This is a genomic window from Xylanibacter rarus (assembly GCF_001275135.1).
Lineage (GTDB): Bacteria > Bacteroidota > Bacteroidia > Bacteroidales > Bacteroidaceae > Prevotella > Prevotella rara.
The window spans coordinates 35,127-52,093 of record NZ_LFQU01000009.1 but is presented as its reverse complement, the minus strand read 5'-3'; the positions used below and the strand labels follow the sequence as shown (position 1 = coordinate 52,093).

The 16,967-nt window shown below is 45.8% G+C and carries 13 protein-coding genes; 6 read left to right on the top strand and 7 right to left on the bottom strand.

Annotation, left to right across the window (positions count from 1 at the left end):
- Window positions 1-164 precede the first annotated feature (164 nt).
- Window positions 165-1,454: a T9SS type A sorting domain-containing protein gene (locus tag ACU52_RS06235; protein ID WP_147630792.1), complete on the bottom strand. Its 1,290-nt coding sequence runs from the start codon at window positions 1,452-1,454 to the stop codon at window positions 165-167.
- A 307-nt stretch (window positions 1,455-1,761) separates the two neighbouring features.
- On the opposite strand from ACU52_RS06235, the gene ACU52_RS06230 reads away from it, so the two are divergent.
- Entirely contained in the window at window positions 1,762-2,889 is a 1,128-nt protein-coding gene (locus ACU52_RS06230) for an MraY family glycosyltransferase (RefSeq protein ID WP_053398154.1), read from the top strand.
- Window positions 2,890-3,287: 398 nt separating this feature from the next.
- Here ACU52_RS06230 and ACU52_RS06225 read toward each other — a convergent pair whose 3' ends face one another.
- Both ACU52_RS06225 and ACU52_RS06220 read right to left on the bottom strand, forming a co-directional pair.
- A complete protein-coding gene (locus ACU52_RS06225; RefSeq protein ID WP_162207753.1) occupies window positions 3,288-3,686 on the bottom strand; it encodes a lipocalin-like domain-containing protein in 399 nt (132 codons plus the stop codon).
- A 59-nt stretch (window positions 3,687-3,745) separates the two neighbouring features.
- Entirely contained in the window at window positions 3,746-5,317 is a 1,572-nt protein-coding gene (locus tag ACU52_RS06220) for a capsule assembly Wzi family protein (protein ID WP_053398152.1), read from the bottom strand.
- Window positions 5,318-5,586: 269 nt separating this feature from the next.
- Here ACU52_RS06220 and ACU52_RS06215 point away from each other — a divergent pair, with 269 nt between their 5' ends.
- Window positions 5,587-6,540 carry a hypothetical protein gene (locus ACU52_RS06215; protein ID WP_053398151.1) on the top strand — a complete coding sequence of 318 codons (954 nt, stop codon included), beginning with the start codon at window positions 5,587-5,589 and terminating at the stop codon, window positions 6,538-6,540.
- A 418-nt stretch (window positions 6,541-6,958) separates the two neighbouring features.
- Here the strand turns inward: ACU52_RS06215 and ACU52_RS06210 are convergent, their stop codons facing one another.
- Window positions 6,959-7,465, bottom strand: coding sequence for a histidine phosphatase family protein (locus tag ACU52_RS06210; RefSeq protein ID WP_053398150.1), 507 nt, complete (start codon window positions 7,463-7,465; stop codon window positions 6,959-6,961).
- Window positions 7,466-7,858: 393 nt separating this feature from the next.
- Between ACU52_RS06210 and ACU52_RS06205 the strand changes: the two genes are divergently transcribed.
- The gene (locus ACU52_RS06205) at window positions 7,859-8,458 is read left to right on the top strand and encodes a DUF308 domain-containing protein (protein WP_053398149.1); all 600 of its coding nucleotides are present in this window, start codon (window positions 7,859-7,861) and stop codon (window positions 8,456-8,458) included.
- Window positions 8,459-8,552: 94 nt separating this feature from the next.
- Here ACU52_RS06205 and udk read toward each other — a convergent pair whose 3' ends face one another.
- From udk to ACU52_RS06190, 3 genes are all read right to left on the bottom strand, one after another.
- Window positions 8,553-9,164 carry a uridine kinase gene (udk, locus tag ACU52_RS06200; protein ID WP_021853986.1) on the bottom strand — a complete coding sequence of 204 codons (612 nt, stop codon included), beginning with the start codon at window positions 9,162-9,164 and terminating at the stop codon, window positions 8,553-8,555.
- Between the two features lie 88 nt (window positions 9,165-9,252).
- On the bottom strand, window positions 9,253-9,831 hold the full coding sequence (locus ACU52_RS06195; RefSeq protein ID WP_053398148.1) for a uracil-DNA glycosylase family protein: 579 nt from the start codon (window positions 9,829-9,831) through the stop codon (window positions 9,253-9,255).
- Entirely contained in the window at window positions 9,828-10,877 is a 1,050-nt protein-coding gene (locus ACU52_RS06190; RefSeq protein WP_053398147.1) for an endonuclease/exonuclease/phosphatase family protein, read from the bottom strand. The genes ACU52_RS06195 and ACU52_RS06190 overlap by 4 nt, the downstream gene beginning before the upstream one ends.
- A gap of 914 nt (window positions 10,878-11,791) precedes the next feature.
- Between ACU52_RS06190 and ACU52_RS06185 the strand changes: the two genes are divergently transcribed.
- The 3 genes from ACU52_RS06185 to ACU52_RS06175 are packed head-to-tail and all read left to right on the top strand — an operon-like array spanning window position 11,792 to window position 16,906.
- The gene (locus tag ACU52_RS06185; protein WP_021853989.1) at window positions 11,792-14,341 is read left to right on the top strand and encodes a TonB-dependent receptor; all 2,550 of its coding nucleotides are present in this window, start codon (window positions 11,792-11,794) and stop codon (window positions 14,339-14,341) included.
- Between the two features lie 13 nt (window positions 14,342-14,354).
- On the top strand, window positions 14,355-15,218 hold the full coding sequence (locus ACU52_RS06180) for a DUF5689 domain-containing protein (RefSeq protein WP_053398146.1): 864 nt from the start codon (window positions 14,355-14,357) through the stop codon (window positions 15,216-15,218).
- 35 nt (window positions 15,219-15,253) lie between these two features.
- Window positions 15,254-16,906 carry a choice-of-anchor J domain-containing protein gene (locus ACU52_RS06175; RefSeq protein WP_053398145.1) on the top strand — a complete coding sequence of 551 codons (1,653 nt, stop codon included), beginning with the start codon at window positions 15,254-15,256 and terminating at the stop codon, window positions 16,904-16,906.
- The last annotated feature ends 61 nt before the right edge of the window (window positions 16,907-16,967 follow it).

Here is a 16,967-nt window from a genome sequence, read left to right as displayed (position 1 = left end):
TTCATGCCGGCAGAAGATATATGCACCAAACAAACACGGGACAAAATAAACATTCTCCTTTTTGCCAGATGCATCTTCCGCTCATTTACGGCATATCTAAAGTTCTGTCCGCCGACATCTATTATATCTCAGTTTGTGGATTTATGCGTTCACAATGTAGCCTGCTACTTTATGATAATCTTGCAGCTCTCGCTTTTTCCTTTCGCATAGACCGTTACTACATAAAGACCTTTAACCGGAACATACAATGAGCCTCCGTCAATAATTTTGTCTGCTATTGTTTTCCCGCTAAGATCTGTTACCACAATTCTGCAAGCGCCGTCTACAGAAGCTGAGACATTATGGCCTGACACAACAAGCCCGATTTTGTCTTCCTGCAAGACTGAGCCTACAGATACTGTACTTTCATCTTGCCAGCTTAGTAGCGGAAATCCATTATTAATGCCGTTTGCGTCTTTCTTCCATGCATTTTGTCCGTTGTCAAGCGCATACAGGAAATCATCGCTCTTCATCTCGTCTGCCGTCTTCTTGACAACAGCACCATTATCATCAGTGGCTCCTTCTTCTGTTTCAAGATAATAGCAATTTTCTATTACAGCACCGTCTTCTGTAGTGCCTACAACAGCATTGCCAGTAAAATCGCTTAATATCTCTCCACAGTTATAGCAGTTTCTCAATGTACCGTCTACCAGGAAGCCGACAAGTCCGCCTGCAAAAAATCCGGTAAAGACTATATTGCCCCTGTTATAACAATTTTCGATTACTCCTCCACGGTCTACATATCCTGCAATGCCGCCTAAGTCTGTACTGCCCGCAATATCAGCGTCATTGATGCAGCCTGACACCGTGCCGCCATACATTGTGCCGACGATTCCACCCTGCCCCAGGCCCTGGGTTATTGCTATAGATGCCTTGTTTACGCAGTTCTCAATCCTGCCGCCGGTCATTGCTCCAACAACAGCACCAGAGCCGTCGGTGCCTTCAACAACCGAATTTTTGCCTATTGTAAGATTCTTCACTACGGCATTTTTTGATATACAAGCAAAGAGTCCTGTGCCGCCTACGCTGTTTTGGGCGTCTATAAAATATATGTGCACGTTGTCCACGGTTTTACCATTGCCGTCAAAAACGCCTAAAAAATATTTTGACTCGTCAATCATCTGATCTGGATTTTCCAGATCAGCATACTCGTTAAAGAAACCTATAGGCGAAAACTTGTGCAGTCCACCTCCCATGTCAAGACTGTTTACAAGTTTAAAGAACACCCCCTCATAAGTTTCTCCGTCAGTAACAGTCTCTGCCAAATAAGCCAGATTTTCTCCTGTCTCAATGAGATACGGGTCTGCTTCGGTTCCGCTTCCTTTTGTCCAAGCCTTTGCAGTACCGTCCCACACCTGTGCATTTGCAACCATAAATGCAAACAAACTCAAAATCGTAAAAATGATTTTACTCATAAATCTAATTAAGTAAACTTGTATACATCCGTAATTTGTGCAAAACTAATTATATTTTTGCATAAACAAAACATTCTGTATTAATTTTATACCATATTGCATATAATGAGGTATGCAAAAAGTAAATTATGAGCATTAAGTATGACAGATAGAGGAAGAATGGAAATATTATATCAACTGATAAAATAATGTTTTCATCAATTGGGACAGCATAAATGTCATATAAATTTAAAATAAATTCATCCAGTCATGCAATATTTTAAGATTATTAGGGTTTTATAAAAAGTAATCGCACTAACGAAATTTTATGAACATCTACATATTATGCATTATCGGGGTATTCATCATCAGTGCCATATGCGGTTTTTTGTTTATCCCGCTGATACTTAACTTCTGCAAGTCGCGTAAGCTTTATGACATACCCGACGCACGAAAAATACATCACAACGCCATTCCGCGGCTTGGAGGAATATCCTTCATGCCCAGCATGCTGCTGTCGTTTGCCGCAGCGTTGTATGTAATCAACACTACCGACAAGCAGGTAACAATCAACCTGTGGAGCATTTATTTCCTGCTGAGCATGCTGATGATATATGTAATGGGCATAGTTGATGACATTTTGGGGCTTTCGCCGCTCATCAAGTTTATCGTGCAGATTATCGCAGCCTGCACTCTGCCTTTGTCTGGACTGTATATCAACAATATGTACGGCTTTTTCGGTATTCATGAGATCCCTTATTATATAGGTTTTCCGCTGACGGTGCTTACTATTGTGTTTATCGACAATGCCATCAACCTTATTGACGGAATAGACGGCCTTGCGGCCAGTTTGTCAATAATAGCCCTGTCTGGTTTTCTCTATATGTTCATCGTTCAGAACGTATGGAGCTATTCTATACTGATTGCAGGCCTGATAGGTGTGCTTGTGGCATTTATGTACTTCAACCTGTTCGGATCGGCTGAGAACAACCGAAAGATATTCATGGGCGACTCAGGAAGCCTTACGCTGGGTTACCTGCTCGGTTTTCTCTGTATAAAATATTCTATGAACAATACGGCTGTTATGTCTCACCACAAATTCGACTTCATCATAGCCTTTACCCTTCTTCTGGTACCCATGTTTGATGTTGTCAGGGTTTTCATGATGAGGATTTACCACAAGAGGTCGCCTTTTTCTGCCGACAAGACACACATTCACCATAAGTTTATGAGTGCCGGATGCACTCAGCACAAAGCTCTTGTAGCAATATTGCTATTGGCTGTATTTTATGTTGCAGCCAACCACTTCATGCTTATGGCAATGAGCAACACTGTTGTGTTTATCATAGACGTGTTAATATACATCGGCGTGAACCTTGCGCTCAACTATATAATAATGAGAAAGCATTCGCACGTAGGCGATATAAAAGTTGTTTCTGAGAGAGTTAAAAGTTAAACAAATATCATCAAGATTATTAAAAGCGTCCATTTGCAATGCGAATGGACGCTTTTTTATTTGTATAACATCACCTTTTAAAATGCAGGAAACAATCTTTTACAAGCTACGAAAAATATAGATAAGATAAACATGTCGCTGCAGCCATTACTGCATAAAAATAAAAATGTGGCATGAGCCGCCTGCAAATGCCATTTTAATGTTCAAAATACTAAATCAAGAAACATCAAAATCACGGCACTCGGCTCATGCCACAGATATCAAATAATTATAATTTACATCACCCAAAAGCGTGGCACCAATTGTATATATCCCACAAACCCTCAAATAGGGTGGCCCAAAACCACAGATAATATATTTACACTTGTATCTTAACGGAGTACAAGTTTATACCCTGACTACAATTTTTTGAAATACATACGATAAGTACCCGACAACAATATCATCTTGTTTCCACTAAGACTTTCTATGGTATACGTCTCGTCAGGCGCCACAATTCCAAAAGGATTAAGCAGCGTAATGTCCTCAAGGGGCTTGTCACCATTTTCACGGTCATAGATATAAGGGTCATAAAGACGAAGGGTGGCACCATTATGTTCAAATCTCATCAACAGGCTCTGATGCATCCCCGACTTATCGTCGAGCTGCAACAGCCTGGCCTGAAACGACCAGTAGATTCGCTCATTGCCAAGATCTGCTGTGGTCGACGTGGCCAGCGTGTCTACTCGCGTCAAATGCCACATACCGTCAAGGTCGCCATTGTCAAGCGTCCGTATCTCACACGCACCAAACATCATGGAAACAACAAAAGCTATAAAAATATTTATGTAACAATGTTTCATCTTCATATACGTAATTATAAATTAAGAATTCCGGTCTTTGCCACCGTCAACTGAAATCCGTAATTGTTGCCAAGTATGCTGCCAAGATCCATGCCATAAGCTCCCTTAACGCTCCATCCCTTCAGCAGTTTGCCGCCAAAGGCGTATTGTCCCTCAAGCATAAAGCTGAAATTGTGGCGGCTCTTGCCATACGGGTCGTCATAAGTACCCAGGCCTTCCTGCCACGAAGCCAGCAATCTATAGGTAAAGCGCTCAATAGGACATCCGTCTATACCGAGATGGAAAGCCATGAAGCGGTTGTCCTTCACACATATCGTGCCGTCAGAATTATACAGCGGCGAACGGTAGAGCGGATTGCCCATCACCTGCCCCCAATGCTGCCAGCCTGTATATATTCCGTGATTATAGAAATTATCCTTGCCGCCAATATGGTCGGGTATCGTACTTGTATGGTCGTGATAAATAGGACCGCTCTGATATTTCGAATAAATATACTCAAACACCACGCCGTTCACCCATCTGTCATAGTTCATTCTGAACTCTGCACCAAGCATAATGTCTTTAAAGTCATACAGAAGATAGCGGCTTTTCTTCTTTTCCTGCCACTCGCTTCCCTCGCCATATCCGTCATAGTCAACCAGGAACATGGCTGAATGATCTTCAAAATATTTGTCGGCATAGATGCTGAAACGCCACAGGTCTTCTTCCCAGTTAAGGCGCACGAGCCAGCTTCCTACCTGATTGCCTTCGGCGTTCTGATAGGTAGTCTCGCCAACATCTGCTCCGCCTGGAATAAAAGCATTCCAGAATGCACTGAAACCGGTGTCGCCTTTTATGGCTGTCATGCCTCCATTTCCGTCAGGCTGATACGACGTTCCGCCGAAAGTTGAAGCCATCTCAAGTCCAAGTTCAAACGAGAAAGGACAAAAGAAATTCTCATTTCCAAACTTCAAATATCCTGCCTTGCTGTGATACAGCACATTGTCGGCATATTTGCTCTTCTTTCCTGTAAAGTCATGCTGCCATCCGTCATCAGTCATCATTCCGTAGGCAATGTGTCCCTTTAGGTGAAGCCAGCCGTTGGCAAAAGGCAGAGTCCAATAATCAGGCAGAGCCAAACGCACCTGTGGCACAGGTCTTGCGTTAATGCCGAACGTCTGCGAACCGCTGCTCAGGCGGTCGTCCTTCAGCTCCATTGGATACTGTTTGCTTCCGACGGTAAGCACTCCATGAAGCCAGCGTGCCTCAACGAAAGCCTGCTGGACAACGAAATTGCTTGTATAATTATAAGGCACGGCAAGATCTACGCCATAGCCTACTCCCCACCGTCTGGCCGAATCAGTGCGCAAAGGCCTGAACAGACCAGCCCTGACATATCCGTTAGTTTCGTCGAGCGAGCTAAGTCCGTATCTGTTGGCATTGAGCCAAAGCGGCGTACTTCCCGAAGAGAAGTCGGCCTGCATCTCAACATTATATTTAAGTCCCTTGTCGAGACGCAGTTTCTCAGGCTTGTCTTCTTCCCATCCTTGTGAAAAAGCCTGACCGGCAGATGACAATAATAATAAAGCGAGTAATAATGATTTCATCAAAAACAAATTTTAATATATAACGCCATTTATTAAAAAATATTACATTTACCATTCAAAAGACTTATATCAGTCTTTAAATAAAGAATTTACGGCACACCATCAGATATAAAAACAGCACTGAATATAACGTAAAAATACGGCATCTATATGCAGAATAAACACAAAATAGGGATTTTCCCCCTTGAAGTTAGGGAAAAACCTTTTTACATATGAATAATTATAGCTTTCTTTGCATACGGTTAAAAAGAAAACAGAAAGGCTTTGACATGAACAAGTTTATAATAATACTGACAACCCTGCTGACACTCACCACCGCAACAAAGGCGATGAGTTATAGTCAGGCACGCGAACAGGCACTGTTTCTGACGGACAAAATGGCCTATGAGCTGAACCTGAACGAGGAGCAATATGATGCAGCATACGAGGTGAATCTCGACTATCTGATGAGCATCAACACATACGATGACCTGTATGGCACATACTGGACACAACGCAACCTCGACTTCAGCTACATTCTGCTCGACTGGCAATACAGGGCATTCTGCGCCGCAACATACTTCTACCGCCCGCTTTACTGGACCTCCGGAGTATGGCACTTTGCAATTTACGCCCGCTATCCCCGACGCGACTACTTCTACTTCAGCCATCCGACTGTATACATATCATATCGCGGAGGTCACAGCTGGCACCATAACGGAGGATGCAGCTGGTATAAAGGGCGCACGTTTAACCACGGAAGTATAAACAGAGGCCACGGCATGAGAGACAGATTTGACCGCGGCGACTACGGAAGAGGCCATAAAGGTGCTTTCTCCGGAAGAGACAGAGACAACAGGCGGCCAAGAGAAAACGGATGGGGCCGCAACTTCAACCGCAGACCAGAAAACATAAAAACCATTCAGAATGTAAAAGGGAACATCAACGGAAGCAACCTGAAGGGACAAAAAAGTTTCAGAAGGAACAACCGTGAAAGCAGTACGCGGACAACAGCAAGACCGAGACCAAACGGCAACGGAAGCATGAACTTCAACAGGAACAGGAGGCAAGGCATCAGCCGCCAGATTAAGACTCCCAACAATACTTTCAGTCCACAGAGGTCAACCAAGAGCTTCAGCGGAAACAGAAGCACTCCCACACGCTCATTTAAGAGCAGCGGAAGCAGCAGCCGAAAAAGCTCATCTGGCGGAAACAGCGGCAGACACTTTGGCGGACGAAGATAAAAGCAAAGCCATGCAAACAGACAATATCATAACAGCATGAGCCCGGCATCATTGACACGACAGAATAATTTGCCGCAAACATAAACAACAAACAGGGACGTTAACAAAGAGTAATGCTGCCGACAAGAGGAAGAAACATTAAAACTGATAACAAAATAAGTGACTGTTGAGGACTGAAATCTGCAATTCCTACAATAAAGACTACTTCTTAAACAGCAAGATACATGGTCTTCAACAGTCCAAAAACACCAGGACCGACAGGAGAAATCCTCGTCGGTCCTATGTTTTTTGCCGTAATCAGTGCCTTATGCAATCGCATAATACAGACAATACTGCGCCTACGGAGAACATCTGACGGCAACAGGCAACAATCAGATGAACTGCCATAAGCGCCCGGCAGACTTATAGCCTGCCAGGACTAAAGCATCAACTGTCTTACCTCCGTATTGCGCATAGGCGCAATATCCTTCATTTCCTTGTCATAAAACACAGCCTGAATGGCCTTGTTTATAATGCCATGCCCAACGGCAAGCACTCTCTTTTCAGGAAAATTCTCACGTATAAAATCAATAAAGCGCCTTGCCCTTGATTTCAAAGCGTCAATTGTCTCTATGTCATCAGGCCATTCAACATCCTTCAAGTCAGGTATGTAACGTCCGGTAAAGCTGCCCCAGTCGCGCTCTCTGAGCAGTTCCGTGTTAATAACTTCAGCCCCGTAAGGCTCTGCCAATATTCTACATGTCTCAACAGCACGCCACAAATCGCTCGCCACAAAGACATCTATATGCTCGGATGACATCTGCACAGCCAGTTCGCGGGCCTGCTCACGTCCTTTGTCGTTAAGCTCGCCATGCGTCTGTCCCTGCATGATGTGGTTTGCGTTGCCCACAGTCTCGCCGTGCCTTACAAGATAAAGCGTTGTCATATTTCTTTAGTTTTCAAATCAATGCAAAGGTAACACATAACGAGAACAAAACAAAATAAAAGTCAGCTTAAGCCTGATGTTATCTGTTTTTTAGCTGACGGCAGGACACGAAAGCCTTTGCATGCATATTAACAGCGCCAATATACAGTGCCGGCAGCGGGATAAAGTCAAGCCGGACACGGCCAGCATCACTTTGTTATCATTCTTTGTATAAAATAAGTTAAACTTATTGTAAACAAAGACAAAACGCACTATCTTTGTAAGAAAGAGCAAAGAACTTACAGCCAGAATGCCGCATGGCCGGCAGGAAGAATAAAACAGCATAAAGGCTGCATGACAATAATAATCCTTAAGGACTATATATAAAAGAAAATCTAAATAAAATCTACAGACATGAAAGTATTGCAAAGTTCTGTTTTTCGCGCTATATGCGCAATAATTATCGGCATACTGCTGATAAACAATCCCGACAACACCGTGAAAGGCATAACCATTGCCATCGGACTGCTGTTCCTCGTGTCGGGTGCAATATCGTGTGCGGTATATCTGAACGCCAGGACGCACGCATCAGACACTGAAATTTACGACGCTCAGGGACGACTTATTGTAACGGGCAAGCCTACATTCCCTATTGTAGGAATAGGCAGCGTGCTGCTCGGTCTGATACTGACCATAGTGCCGGGTCTGTTTGTCAAGTCGCTGATGTACTTTCTCGGAGCCATAATCATCCTCGGAGCCATAAACCAGTTTATGGTTCTGGTCAATGCCAAAAGGATGTTCCGCGTGCCACTGTGGTTCTGGATATGCCCGTCGGTGATATTCCTCACAGGATTACTTGTACTGATTAAGCCAATGGAAACGGCATCGCTGCCGCTGCTTATCATAGGATGGTGCCTGCTGCTGTACGGCGCAACGGAATGCGTCAACGCATTTAAGATTCACCGTGAGCGCAAGCGCATCGAGACAAATATGACAATAAAAGACAAAGACTAATAACAATAAAGGCTGCCGTGACAATGTCGGGCAGCCTTTATTGTTTTGTTATAAGAATGAGGTTTAATGCCGTCAACGCTACAATGAAGAGGCATTAAACGTTTACAAGACTTTCAATGTATTTACAAAGGATGTTTATTCCCTTATGGTTCTCTCCTCCCTGCGGAATTATGAGGTCGGCATACTTCTTTGTAGGCTCGATAAACTGTTCGTGCATGGGCTTAAGCACTTCGAGATAACGGCTGATAACCATGTCTACGGTGCGCCCGCGTTCGAGCACGTCGCGCTGTATGTTGCGTATCAGACGCTCATCCGAGTCGGTGTCAACAAATATCTTCAGGTCCATCATGTCGCGCAGTTTCTTGTTGAGCAGAGTCATGATGCCTTCAATGATTATCACCGGCTTCGGCTCAACGTGCAGCGTCTCTTTCAGGCGGTTACACTTGATATACGAATATGTGGGCTGCTCAACGGCCTGTCCGTTTCTCAGTTCGTTAACCTGCTTGATAAGCAGTTTCCAGTCGAAAGCGTCCGGATGGTCAAAGTTTATGGCATGACGCTCCTCCTCGGTCATGTGCGACGTGTCGTTATAATATGAGTCGAGCGGAACCACAACCACATGATGCGGCGGCAGCGCCTCGGCTATCTTTCTCACAACGGTGGTCTTGCCCGAACCTGTTCCACCGGCTATTCCAATAATGGTCATACTCTATATGTTTTTTAGTCGCAGGCAGTTGTCTTATATTTAATAAGGTGGATATGCCCTGCGGATTTATGGTTAATAACTTTATTGCTTAAATAAGGCCAAGTTGCCTGAAGGCTTTTTCATAATATTCGGCCTTACGCTCAATCTTCATCGGATATGCGCGCGAACTGCTCGGCATGCGGTATAGCGTCAGACTGCGGCCTAAGGCAGAAAAGCTGACGCCCTCGCCCACCTTCGGCTGCTTTATTCCGAAGTAAGAGGCAAATGTGTCCGTAGCTTTCTGTCCCGTGGTTATCACGGCGCGGCATGTTGGTATTGAGTCCAGCAGCGAGCCGAGGTCGGTGGCTTCAACAATCTCAAGGTCTTTGTCTGATGCCGTATTCTTTGTGCGGCACACCTTGCACGCCGTGTCGTAGAGACCTATGCCCTTTTCGTTAAGGAAACTGATGATGTCCTCACGTCGGAAAATCTTCGCATCACTGTCTACAAAATGCAATTTGTCGCCGAAGAAGATATGGCCGAATATGCGCCACATGTCATTGATGAAGTTGGGATAAAAGAAATCCATACACCAACGGTTGCGTGCCGGCGGAAAACTGCCGAGCATCAGCAACCGTGTGTTTTCAGGCAGAAAAGGCCTTAGCGGATGTTCTTCTGTAACGCTCATTTCTGCTCTTTTACCAAGTAAACAACAACAGGCAGGTGGTCGCTGTATCCGTCGAGCCAGATGCCTCCTCCGTGTGTACGCTTAGGCGTGCCCTTGTATTTTCCTTCATTGTTGAAGAGATAGTCGCGGCGGAATATCTGATTCTTCCAGAACTTCAGTGTCGAGAAGTCTTTCTTGCCGTCGCGGTTAAGCATGTTTGGCGTAAGCACTATCTGGTCGAAAAGATTCCATGAGCCCTGATATGAGAGCGTGCCCACGCCCTGCTTTGTCAGGATGTTATACCACGGATTATACATGTCGCCGTCCTTTACGTCCTTCACTTCGGCCTTTGCTCCCAATATGTCTTTCATGCTCTTGTTTGTCGGGTCGTCGTTCATGTCGCCCATAACGAGCACCTTCATTGCCGGGTTTTCGCTGACAAGCGAATCCTTGATATTCTTGACGAGCTGTGCAGCCCTCTCACGATATGAAGATCCTGAAAAACGGCTCGGCCAGTGGCACACGATGACCGTAACAGGCTCGCCGGCAAGCTCGCCGGTAACGGTGAGGAATCCGCGCGTGCGGAAGTTGGCAGGCATGGTCTCGTCGGGAATGTATGGCAGCAGTGTAGACTTATTGACTGTGAACATAGACGGATTGTAGAGCAGCGCACAGTCGATACCGCGGCTGTCGGGTCCTTCAATATGTACATATTTATATCCACGCGCGCGAAGAGGCTCCTGCGCCGTAAGGTCGTTGAGCACATTGGCGTTTTCAACCTCAGACAGTCCTATCACAGCACATCCCACGTCAGGCAGCACGTCGGTGCCCATATCGGCCAGCACCTTGGCCATGTTGCGCAACTTATGCGAATACTTAAGACCGTTCCAGCGCGACGAACCTGTGGGCAGATACTCATAGTCTTTCTTGCCTTCATCATGACATGTGTCGAAAAGGTTTTCCTGATTGTAGAAACCTACGGCATACACTGAGTATTTTTTCTGTGCAAAACTGCTCACGGCAACAAGCCAGAGAGACAAAACAATTAACAGATTAAACTTTTTCATAATATAAAAATCATTGTTTCTTCAATACAATTTTCTGATTTATCCCCCATGGCAATGCTGAAAGCATGGCTTTTCGGAGGTGGTGGTTATTTTTGCAAAGATAATGCAACTTAAAGATAATTCAAAAAATTAGATACTTTATTTTTTGATTATCCGGATTTTGAAACAAATTTGTAGAAAACAAGTAACAATAATGACACACTGCGCCAAAAACCCACATCAGCGCCAACCGGGAGAAACCTGAAGGATACGTCACAGCACGCCAGCATGTGCCCATATTGCAACTTAAAGCCCGCGCCGGCCCAAAACAACGCATCGGCCCAAGACTGCCGCAACCGGCAACATCACGGCAAGCCTCAACGCAGCTCAACATCTGCATGGAACACGCTGACCAAACTGCACATACGCACAAGCCCACAGCCGGACAAAGACAGCCGTGCGCACGGCGCTCGCAGACAAAGAGATAACACACTGACATACAATAAGTTACAAACGGCATTGTAAAAGGTATTCTTTTAGGCTGCAAAAGGTGGCATATTGCAATGTAAAAGATGGTCTTTCGGAAGCCAAAAGACACCTTTTGCAAAACGGCATTTTGCCAACCATAATACACGGACAAAAAACTGCACGAAAGAATACAAAAACTGCATTGGAAAAAACGCAGGCTAAAACTGCATAAAAACCGTGGCATGCGAAAAATAGAACAAAAAAGCAAACTGCAAGAACACCGCTTGTTAAAGTTGCATAAAGCTAGTAAAAACGGGCTATTCAAGGCCAATGAACGTGGAGATATTACACTCTGATTAAATTTAACACAAAAAGAAGCAAGCAAAAAGATTATTTTTTGTTTTATTTTTGATGTTTATCTAAAAAAAATTATCTTTGCCAAAAGTTTATTACCTAAAACCATTATTATGCAAAAAAAGCTGAAATTAGCAGTGATTGCTTTATGCTATACGCCTTTGCTGCATGCGCAAAGCGATTCCATAGGGCAAAGGGGTGCCGTCTTGAGTGAGTCGGCATTCACATTCACGGAGGCACAATTGGGCGAAGACGATGACATGTCACAAAACGTAACCATAGTGAACTCTAACTCAAACATCTATGCAAGCGAGGTTGGATATCTGTTCTCACCTATGCGTTTCCGCTACCGTGCATTCGACCAGAAATTCAACGACATCTACATTAACGGCGTACCGATGAACGACATCGAGTCTGGACAGTTCCGCTATTCGGTCGTAGGCGGACTCAACCAACAGACACGCAATATGGAATTCTCATTGCCCTTTGAGAGCAACAACTTTGCCATGCCGTCAATGGGCGGTGCAAACAACTATAACTTCCGCCCGGCTGCCATGCCCACAGGCCACAGGCTGACGCTGAGCGGCGCAAACCGCAACTACACCCTGCGCGGAATGTACACATTCAACTCAGGACTCAACAGCAAGGGATGGGCCTTCTCGGGCAACGTAACTTACCGCTGGGCCAACGAGGGATATGTTGAGGGAACATTCTACAACTCGCTCTCTTACTTCCTCGGCGTACAGAAGGTGTTCGGCGACGGCGCACATTCGCTTTCGTTAGTAACATGGGGCAACCCCACGGAGCGTGCATCACAGGGTGCAGGTACTGACGAGATGTACTGGCTGGCAAACGACCGCTACTATAACCCTTATTGGGGATATCAGAACGGCAAGAAGCGCAACTCGCGCATCGTGACAGACTTTGCACCTACAGCATTGCTGACATGGGACTGGAAAATTGACGACGAGACAAAGCTCACCACGTCGCTCATGGGAAAATACAGCATGTATAAGAGCACAAAGCTCAACTACAACAATGCTGATAACCCACACCCCAACTACTGGAAGAACATGCCGAGCAGCTACTATGACGTATGGGACGAGACCGACGCCACCAACCGCACTGAGCAATGCCTGGCTGACTGGAACACGGCATACGACTACTGGACTTCGTCGAAGGCCAACCGCCAGATAAACTGGGACCGCCTGTACTATTCTAACCGCCAGGTTTCAGCACAGGGAGCCGACGCCATGTACTACATCCAGGCCAAGCACAACGACGCGCTGACAGTATCACTCGCGTCAACGCTGAACAAGCAGCTCAGCAAGAACAGTCAGCTCAACTTAGGTATCATCGCATCTACAAACAAAGGCATGCACTATCAGACGATGGAAGACCTGCTCGGAGCTACCACATATCACAACATAAACACATACGCCCTGGGAACATACGACCGCAACGCCGACGAAATACAGTACGACCTTAACAACCGCAACGGTGTGGTAAGAGAGGGCGACAGATTCGGCTACGACTACAACCTGCTCGTAAACAACGGCAAAATATGGTCGAGCTACAGCGAGAACTTCGGCATTATGCATTACACCATAGCAGCAAAACTGGGATACACCAGCATGCAGCGCGACGGTAGAATGCGTAACGGTATGGCAGCCAACAATTCTTACGGCAAGAGCAAGACAGCCCAGTTCCTCGACGGAGGCTTCAAGCTCGGCACAAGCTTCAATCTCGGACGCGGCAACACGCTGACCTTCGGAGCCGGATATGAGCACCGCGCACCTCAGGCAAGAAATGCGTTTGCATCTCCTGAAATCAACAACGACTTCGTGCTCAACCTCAAGAACGAGCGCGTGTTCAGCACCGAAATCGGCTATCAGCTGCAGACATCATGGCTGCATGCCAACATCAACGCTTACTATAGCTATCTGACAAACGTAACCGACTGGCAGAACTTCTACTTCGACGATATCAACTCGTTCTCATACGTATCTCTGACAGGCATGAAGAAAGAGTATTACGGAGTTGAAGCCGGACTTAAGTTCAAGGTTACAAGCGCATTCGACATCAAGCTTATCGGTACTATCAGCGACGCCAAAATCAAGAACAACGCTCATGTACGCTACATGAACTCAACAAGCGCGCTCTACACCGACGAAATAGTATACAACAAAGGCATGCGCGACTCTGGCACACCGCTCACGGCAGCAAGCCTCGGCTTGAGCTATCACAGCGGCGGATGGTATCTCGACCTCAGCTGCAACTACTACGACCGCATCTACCTCTCTTATTCTCCATGCTACAGATACGAGAGCACACTCAACGCACGTCAGGAGGCTGTAGGCGACATCTACGACAATGAAGGCAACGTGCGCGCATCTGCATTAGAGCAGGCACAGGGCCACGGCGGATTCATGCTCGACGGATCAATCGGACGAAGCATATATCTGAAACGAGGATCGCTCTCTATCAACCTCATGGTTACAAACATCCTGAACAACCAGAACCTCTGCACCGGAGGATATGAGCAGAGCAGAAGCGACTACACAAGCTCTGGTAACATCCGCGCATACCGCTTCTCTAAGAACCCGATGAAATTCTATGCTTACGGAACTAACGGCATGCTGAACATTACTTACAGATTCTAAAAATCAAAAGACGATGAAAAAAATTAAATATATAAAACTGATAATGCTCACGCTGGCCCTCGGACTTTCAGTTACATCATGCATGGACGAAGACTGGAGCGACCCGACAGGAGACACCGCGCCCTACGGCAATAACGACATACAGGAGACAAACGTAATATCTATTGCCGACCTAAAAGCCAAATATGCATCAACCCTGGCCAACCAGAACGACACGGCGCGCATAACAGACGACCTGCAGATAAAGGCCCGCGTAACAGGAAACGACATTGGCGGAAACATCTATAGCGAAGTGGCTGTCGACGACGGCACAGGAGCAATACTTATCTGCATCTCTCAGGGCGGACTCTTCGGATTTCTGCCTGTAGGTCAGGAAATACTTGTAAACCTGAAAGACCTCTATATCGGAACCTACGGCTACCAGCCGCAAATCGGCACTCCGTATACCAATGCAAGCGGAAAGACATTCCCGAGCAGAATGAACAAGACTGTATGGCAACAGCACTTCAAGCTGATGGGCGCAGCTGATGCGTCAAAGATAGACACTCTCGAGTTTGACATCAGCAAGGCAAAAGACGCCAGCTACATGAAAGAGAACTGCGGACGCCTCATGGTTGTAAAGGGTGTAAGACTCAAAGATGCCGACGGCGTGAAGACTTTTGCACCTGAATCAGAGAAAGACGGCGGCAACGGCGTAAGCCGTCCAATAGAAGGATTCTCTTCAAACGAATTCGTAGTACGCTCAAGCACGTATGCCGACTTTGCCGGAACAGTAATGCCACAGGAGAAACTTGACATAACAGGTATCTTCACACGCTACAGCAACACATGGCAGATACTGATGCGTTCTGACTCAGACTTCAAAATATCAGAATAAAAAACATTTAACAAAACAATAAAAGAACAACAGTTATGAAAAAGATATTATTTTCAGTGCTTGCCCTTGCTATGGCAGCATTCTCATTCACAAGTTGCGAAGACGTTCCCGCTCCTTATGACGATCCCAACGCAGGCGGCGGTGGTGAGGTAGTTTTGCCTGAGGGCGTACTGCTCGACCAAAGCTTCACCAACTCGTTAGGCAGCTTCACATCTGTATCAGCAAGCGGCTCGCTCAAATGGTACAACGACTATTCAAGCGCTATGGTTACAGGATTCCAGGACTTCAATGGCGACGGTCAGAAAGAGAACCAGGCCGGAGTTACATATCTTGTTGGCCCCGAAATCGACCTCACAGGTGTTGAAAACGCATACATAACCATCAACCATGCGCTTAACTACGAACGAGGCGACATCAATACAAACAACACTATCCTGATAAGCAAGGATTATTCAGGCGACGTAAACACAGCCACATGGGAGCCGTTAAGCTACAATACAGACGGTCTGAACTCAGGTTTCGAATTCTGCGAGAAGAGCGTAAACATCCCTGCATCATACATGGGAAGCAAGGTTGTTATCGCACTGCGCCACACCTGCTCAGAAAGCCAGTCATCAACATGGGAGGTTAAGAGCATCAAGGTTCAGGAAGGCAAGGCACCTGAAGAAGGCGGCAGCGAAACCCCTGACGGCACATATATCGACCAGGATTTCTCTTCTTCACTTGGTTCATTTACATCACAGTCTGCAAGCGGAAGCCTTAAATGGTATAACGACTACTCAAGCGCCATGGTTACAGGTTTCCAGGATTTCAACGGAGACGGCTCTAAAGAGAACCAGGCAGGTGTTACATATCTCGTAAGCCCTGTAATCGACCTTACAAGCACAACAGAGGCATATATCACCATTAATCATGCCATCAACTATGAGAAGGGTGACATCAACGCCAACAACTCTATCGTTATAAGCAAAGATTACAACGGCGACGTAAAGACAGCAACATGGAAGATGCTCGAATATGACACAAACGGCTTAGGCACAAGCTTCACATTTATGGAAAAGAGCGTCAACATTCCTGCTGAGTATATTGGAAGCAAGGTTGTTATAGCACTGCGCCATACATGCAACGACCAGCAGTCATCAACATGGGAAGTTAAGAAACTTTCTGTAAAAGACGGTTCTGTTGAAGAGCAGCCGGGCGGAGACACAGGCGATCTTACAGCTCCCAATGGCGACTTTGAGGCATGGGTGTCAGGTCTTCCCAACAACTGGTCGACAACATCTACAGCCGGAAATGCAACACTCTCTATGAGTACAGACGCTCACAGCGGTTCATATTCAGTAAAAGTTGCCGGAGATTCAAAATACAACAAGCGTATATCATACAAAGAAATAGAGCTCAAAGCCGGTGAATACACAATGACATTCTATGCCAAGGCTGCCACATCTGCAGGAGCATCAGTACGTCCGGGATACGTACCTGTTACAGACGGAAAAGTAGGCAACTATTTCTATGGCGACTACACAAATGACATTACAAGCAGCGAATGGGTAAAAGTTACACACACCTTTACTATTGATGCAGACGGAACATATTGCGTAGTGATTATGAACTCTAAGAATCCTGGCGGAGATGTCCTCATCGACGACTTCACCTTGAGCATGGGAGGAACAGTCATTATAAAATAATTTATAAAAATTATTACCAAAACATTTGGCAGGCTGCGGAAATCTTCGTATTTTTGCAGCC

Bases quoted from the DNA above. Each gene is read 5' to 3' on its own strand.
- ACU52_RS06235 (WP_147630792.1), bottom strand. From the start codon at position 1,454: ATGAGTAAAATCATTTTTACGATTTTGAGTTTGTTTGCATTTATGGTT.
- ACU52_RS06230 (WP_053398154.1), top strand. From the start codon at position 1,762: ATGAACATCTACATATTATGCATTATCGGGGTATTCATCATCAGTGCC.
- ACU52_RS06225 (WP_162207753.1), bottom strand. From the start codon at position 3,686: ATGATGTTTGGTGCGTGTGAGATACGGACGCTTGACAATGGCGACCTT.
- ACU52_RS06220 (WP_053398152.1), bottom strand. From the start codon at position 5,317: ATGAAATCATTATTACTCGCTTTATTATTATTGTCATCTGCCGGTCAG.
- ACU52_RS06215 (WP_053398151.1), top strand. From the start codon at position 5,587: ATGAACAAGTTTATAATAATACTGACAACCCTGCTGACACTCACCACC.
- ACU52_RS06210 (WP_053398150.1), bottom strand. From the start codon at position 7,465: ATGACAACGCTTTATCTTGTAAGGCACGGCGAGACTGTGGGCAACGCA.
- ACU52_RS06205 (WP_053398149.1), top strand. From the start codon at position 7,859: ATGAAAGTATTGCAAAGTTCTGTTTTTCGCGCTATATGCGCAATAATT.
- udk (WP_021853986.1), bottom strand. From the start codon at position 9,164: ATGACCATTATTGGAATAGCCGGTGGAACAGGTTCGGGCAAGACCACC.
- ACU52_RS06195 (WP_053398148.1), bottom strand. From the start codon at position 9,831: ATGAGCGTTACAGAAGAACATCCGCTAAGGCCTTTTCTGCCTGAAAAC.
- ACU52_RS06190 (WP_053398147.1), bottom strand. From the start codon at position 10,877: ATGAAAAAGTTTAATCTGTTAATTGTTTTGTCTCTCTGGCTTGTTGCC.
- ACU52_RS06185 (WP_021853989.1), top strand. From the start codon at position 11,792: ATGCAAAAAAAGCTGAAATTAGCAGTGATTGCTTTATGCTATACGCCT.
- ACU52_RS06180 (WP_053398146.1), top strand. From the start codon at position 14,355: ATGAAAAAAATTAAATATATAAAACTGATAATGCTCACGCTGGCCCTC.
- ACU52_RS06175 (WP_053398145.1), top strand. From the start codon at position 15,254: ATGAAAAAGATATTATTTTCAGTGCTTGCCCTTGCTATGGCAGCATTC.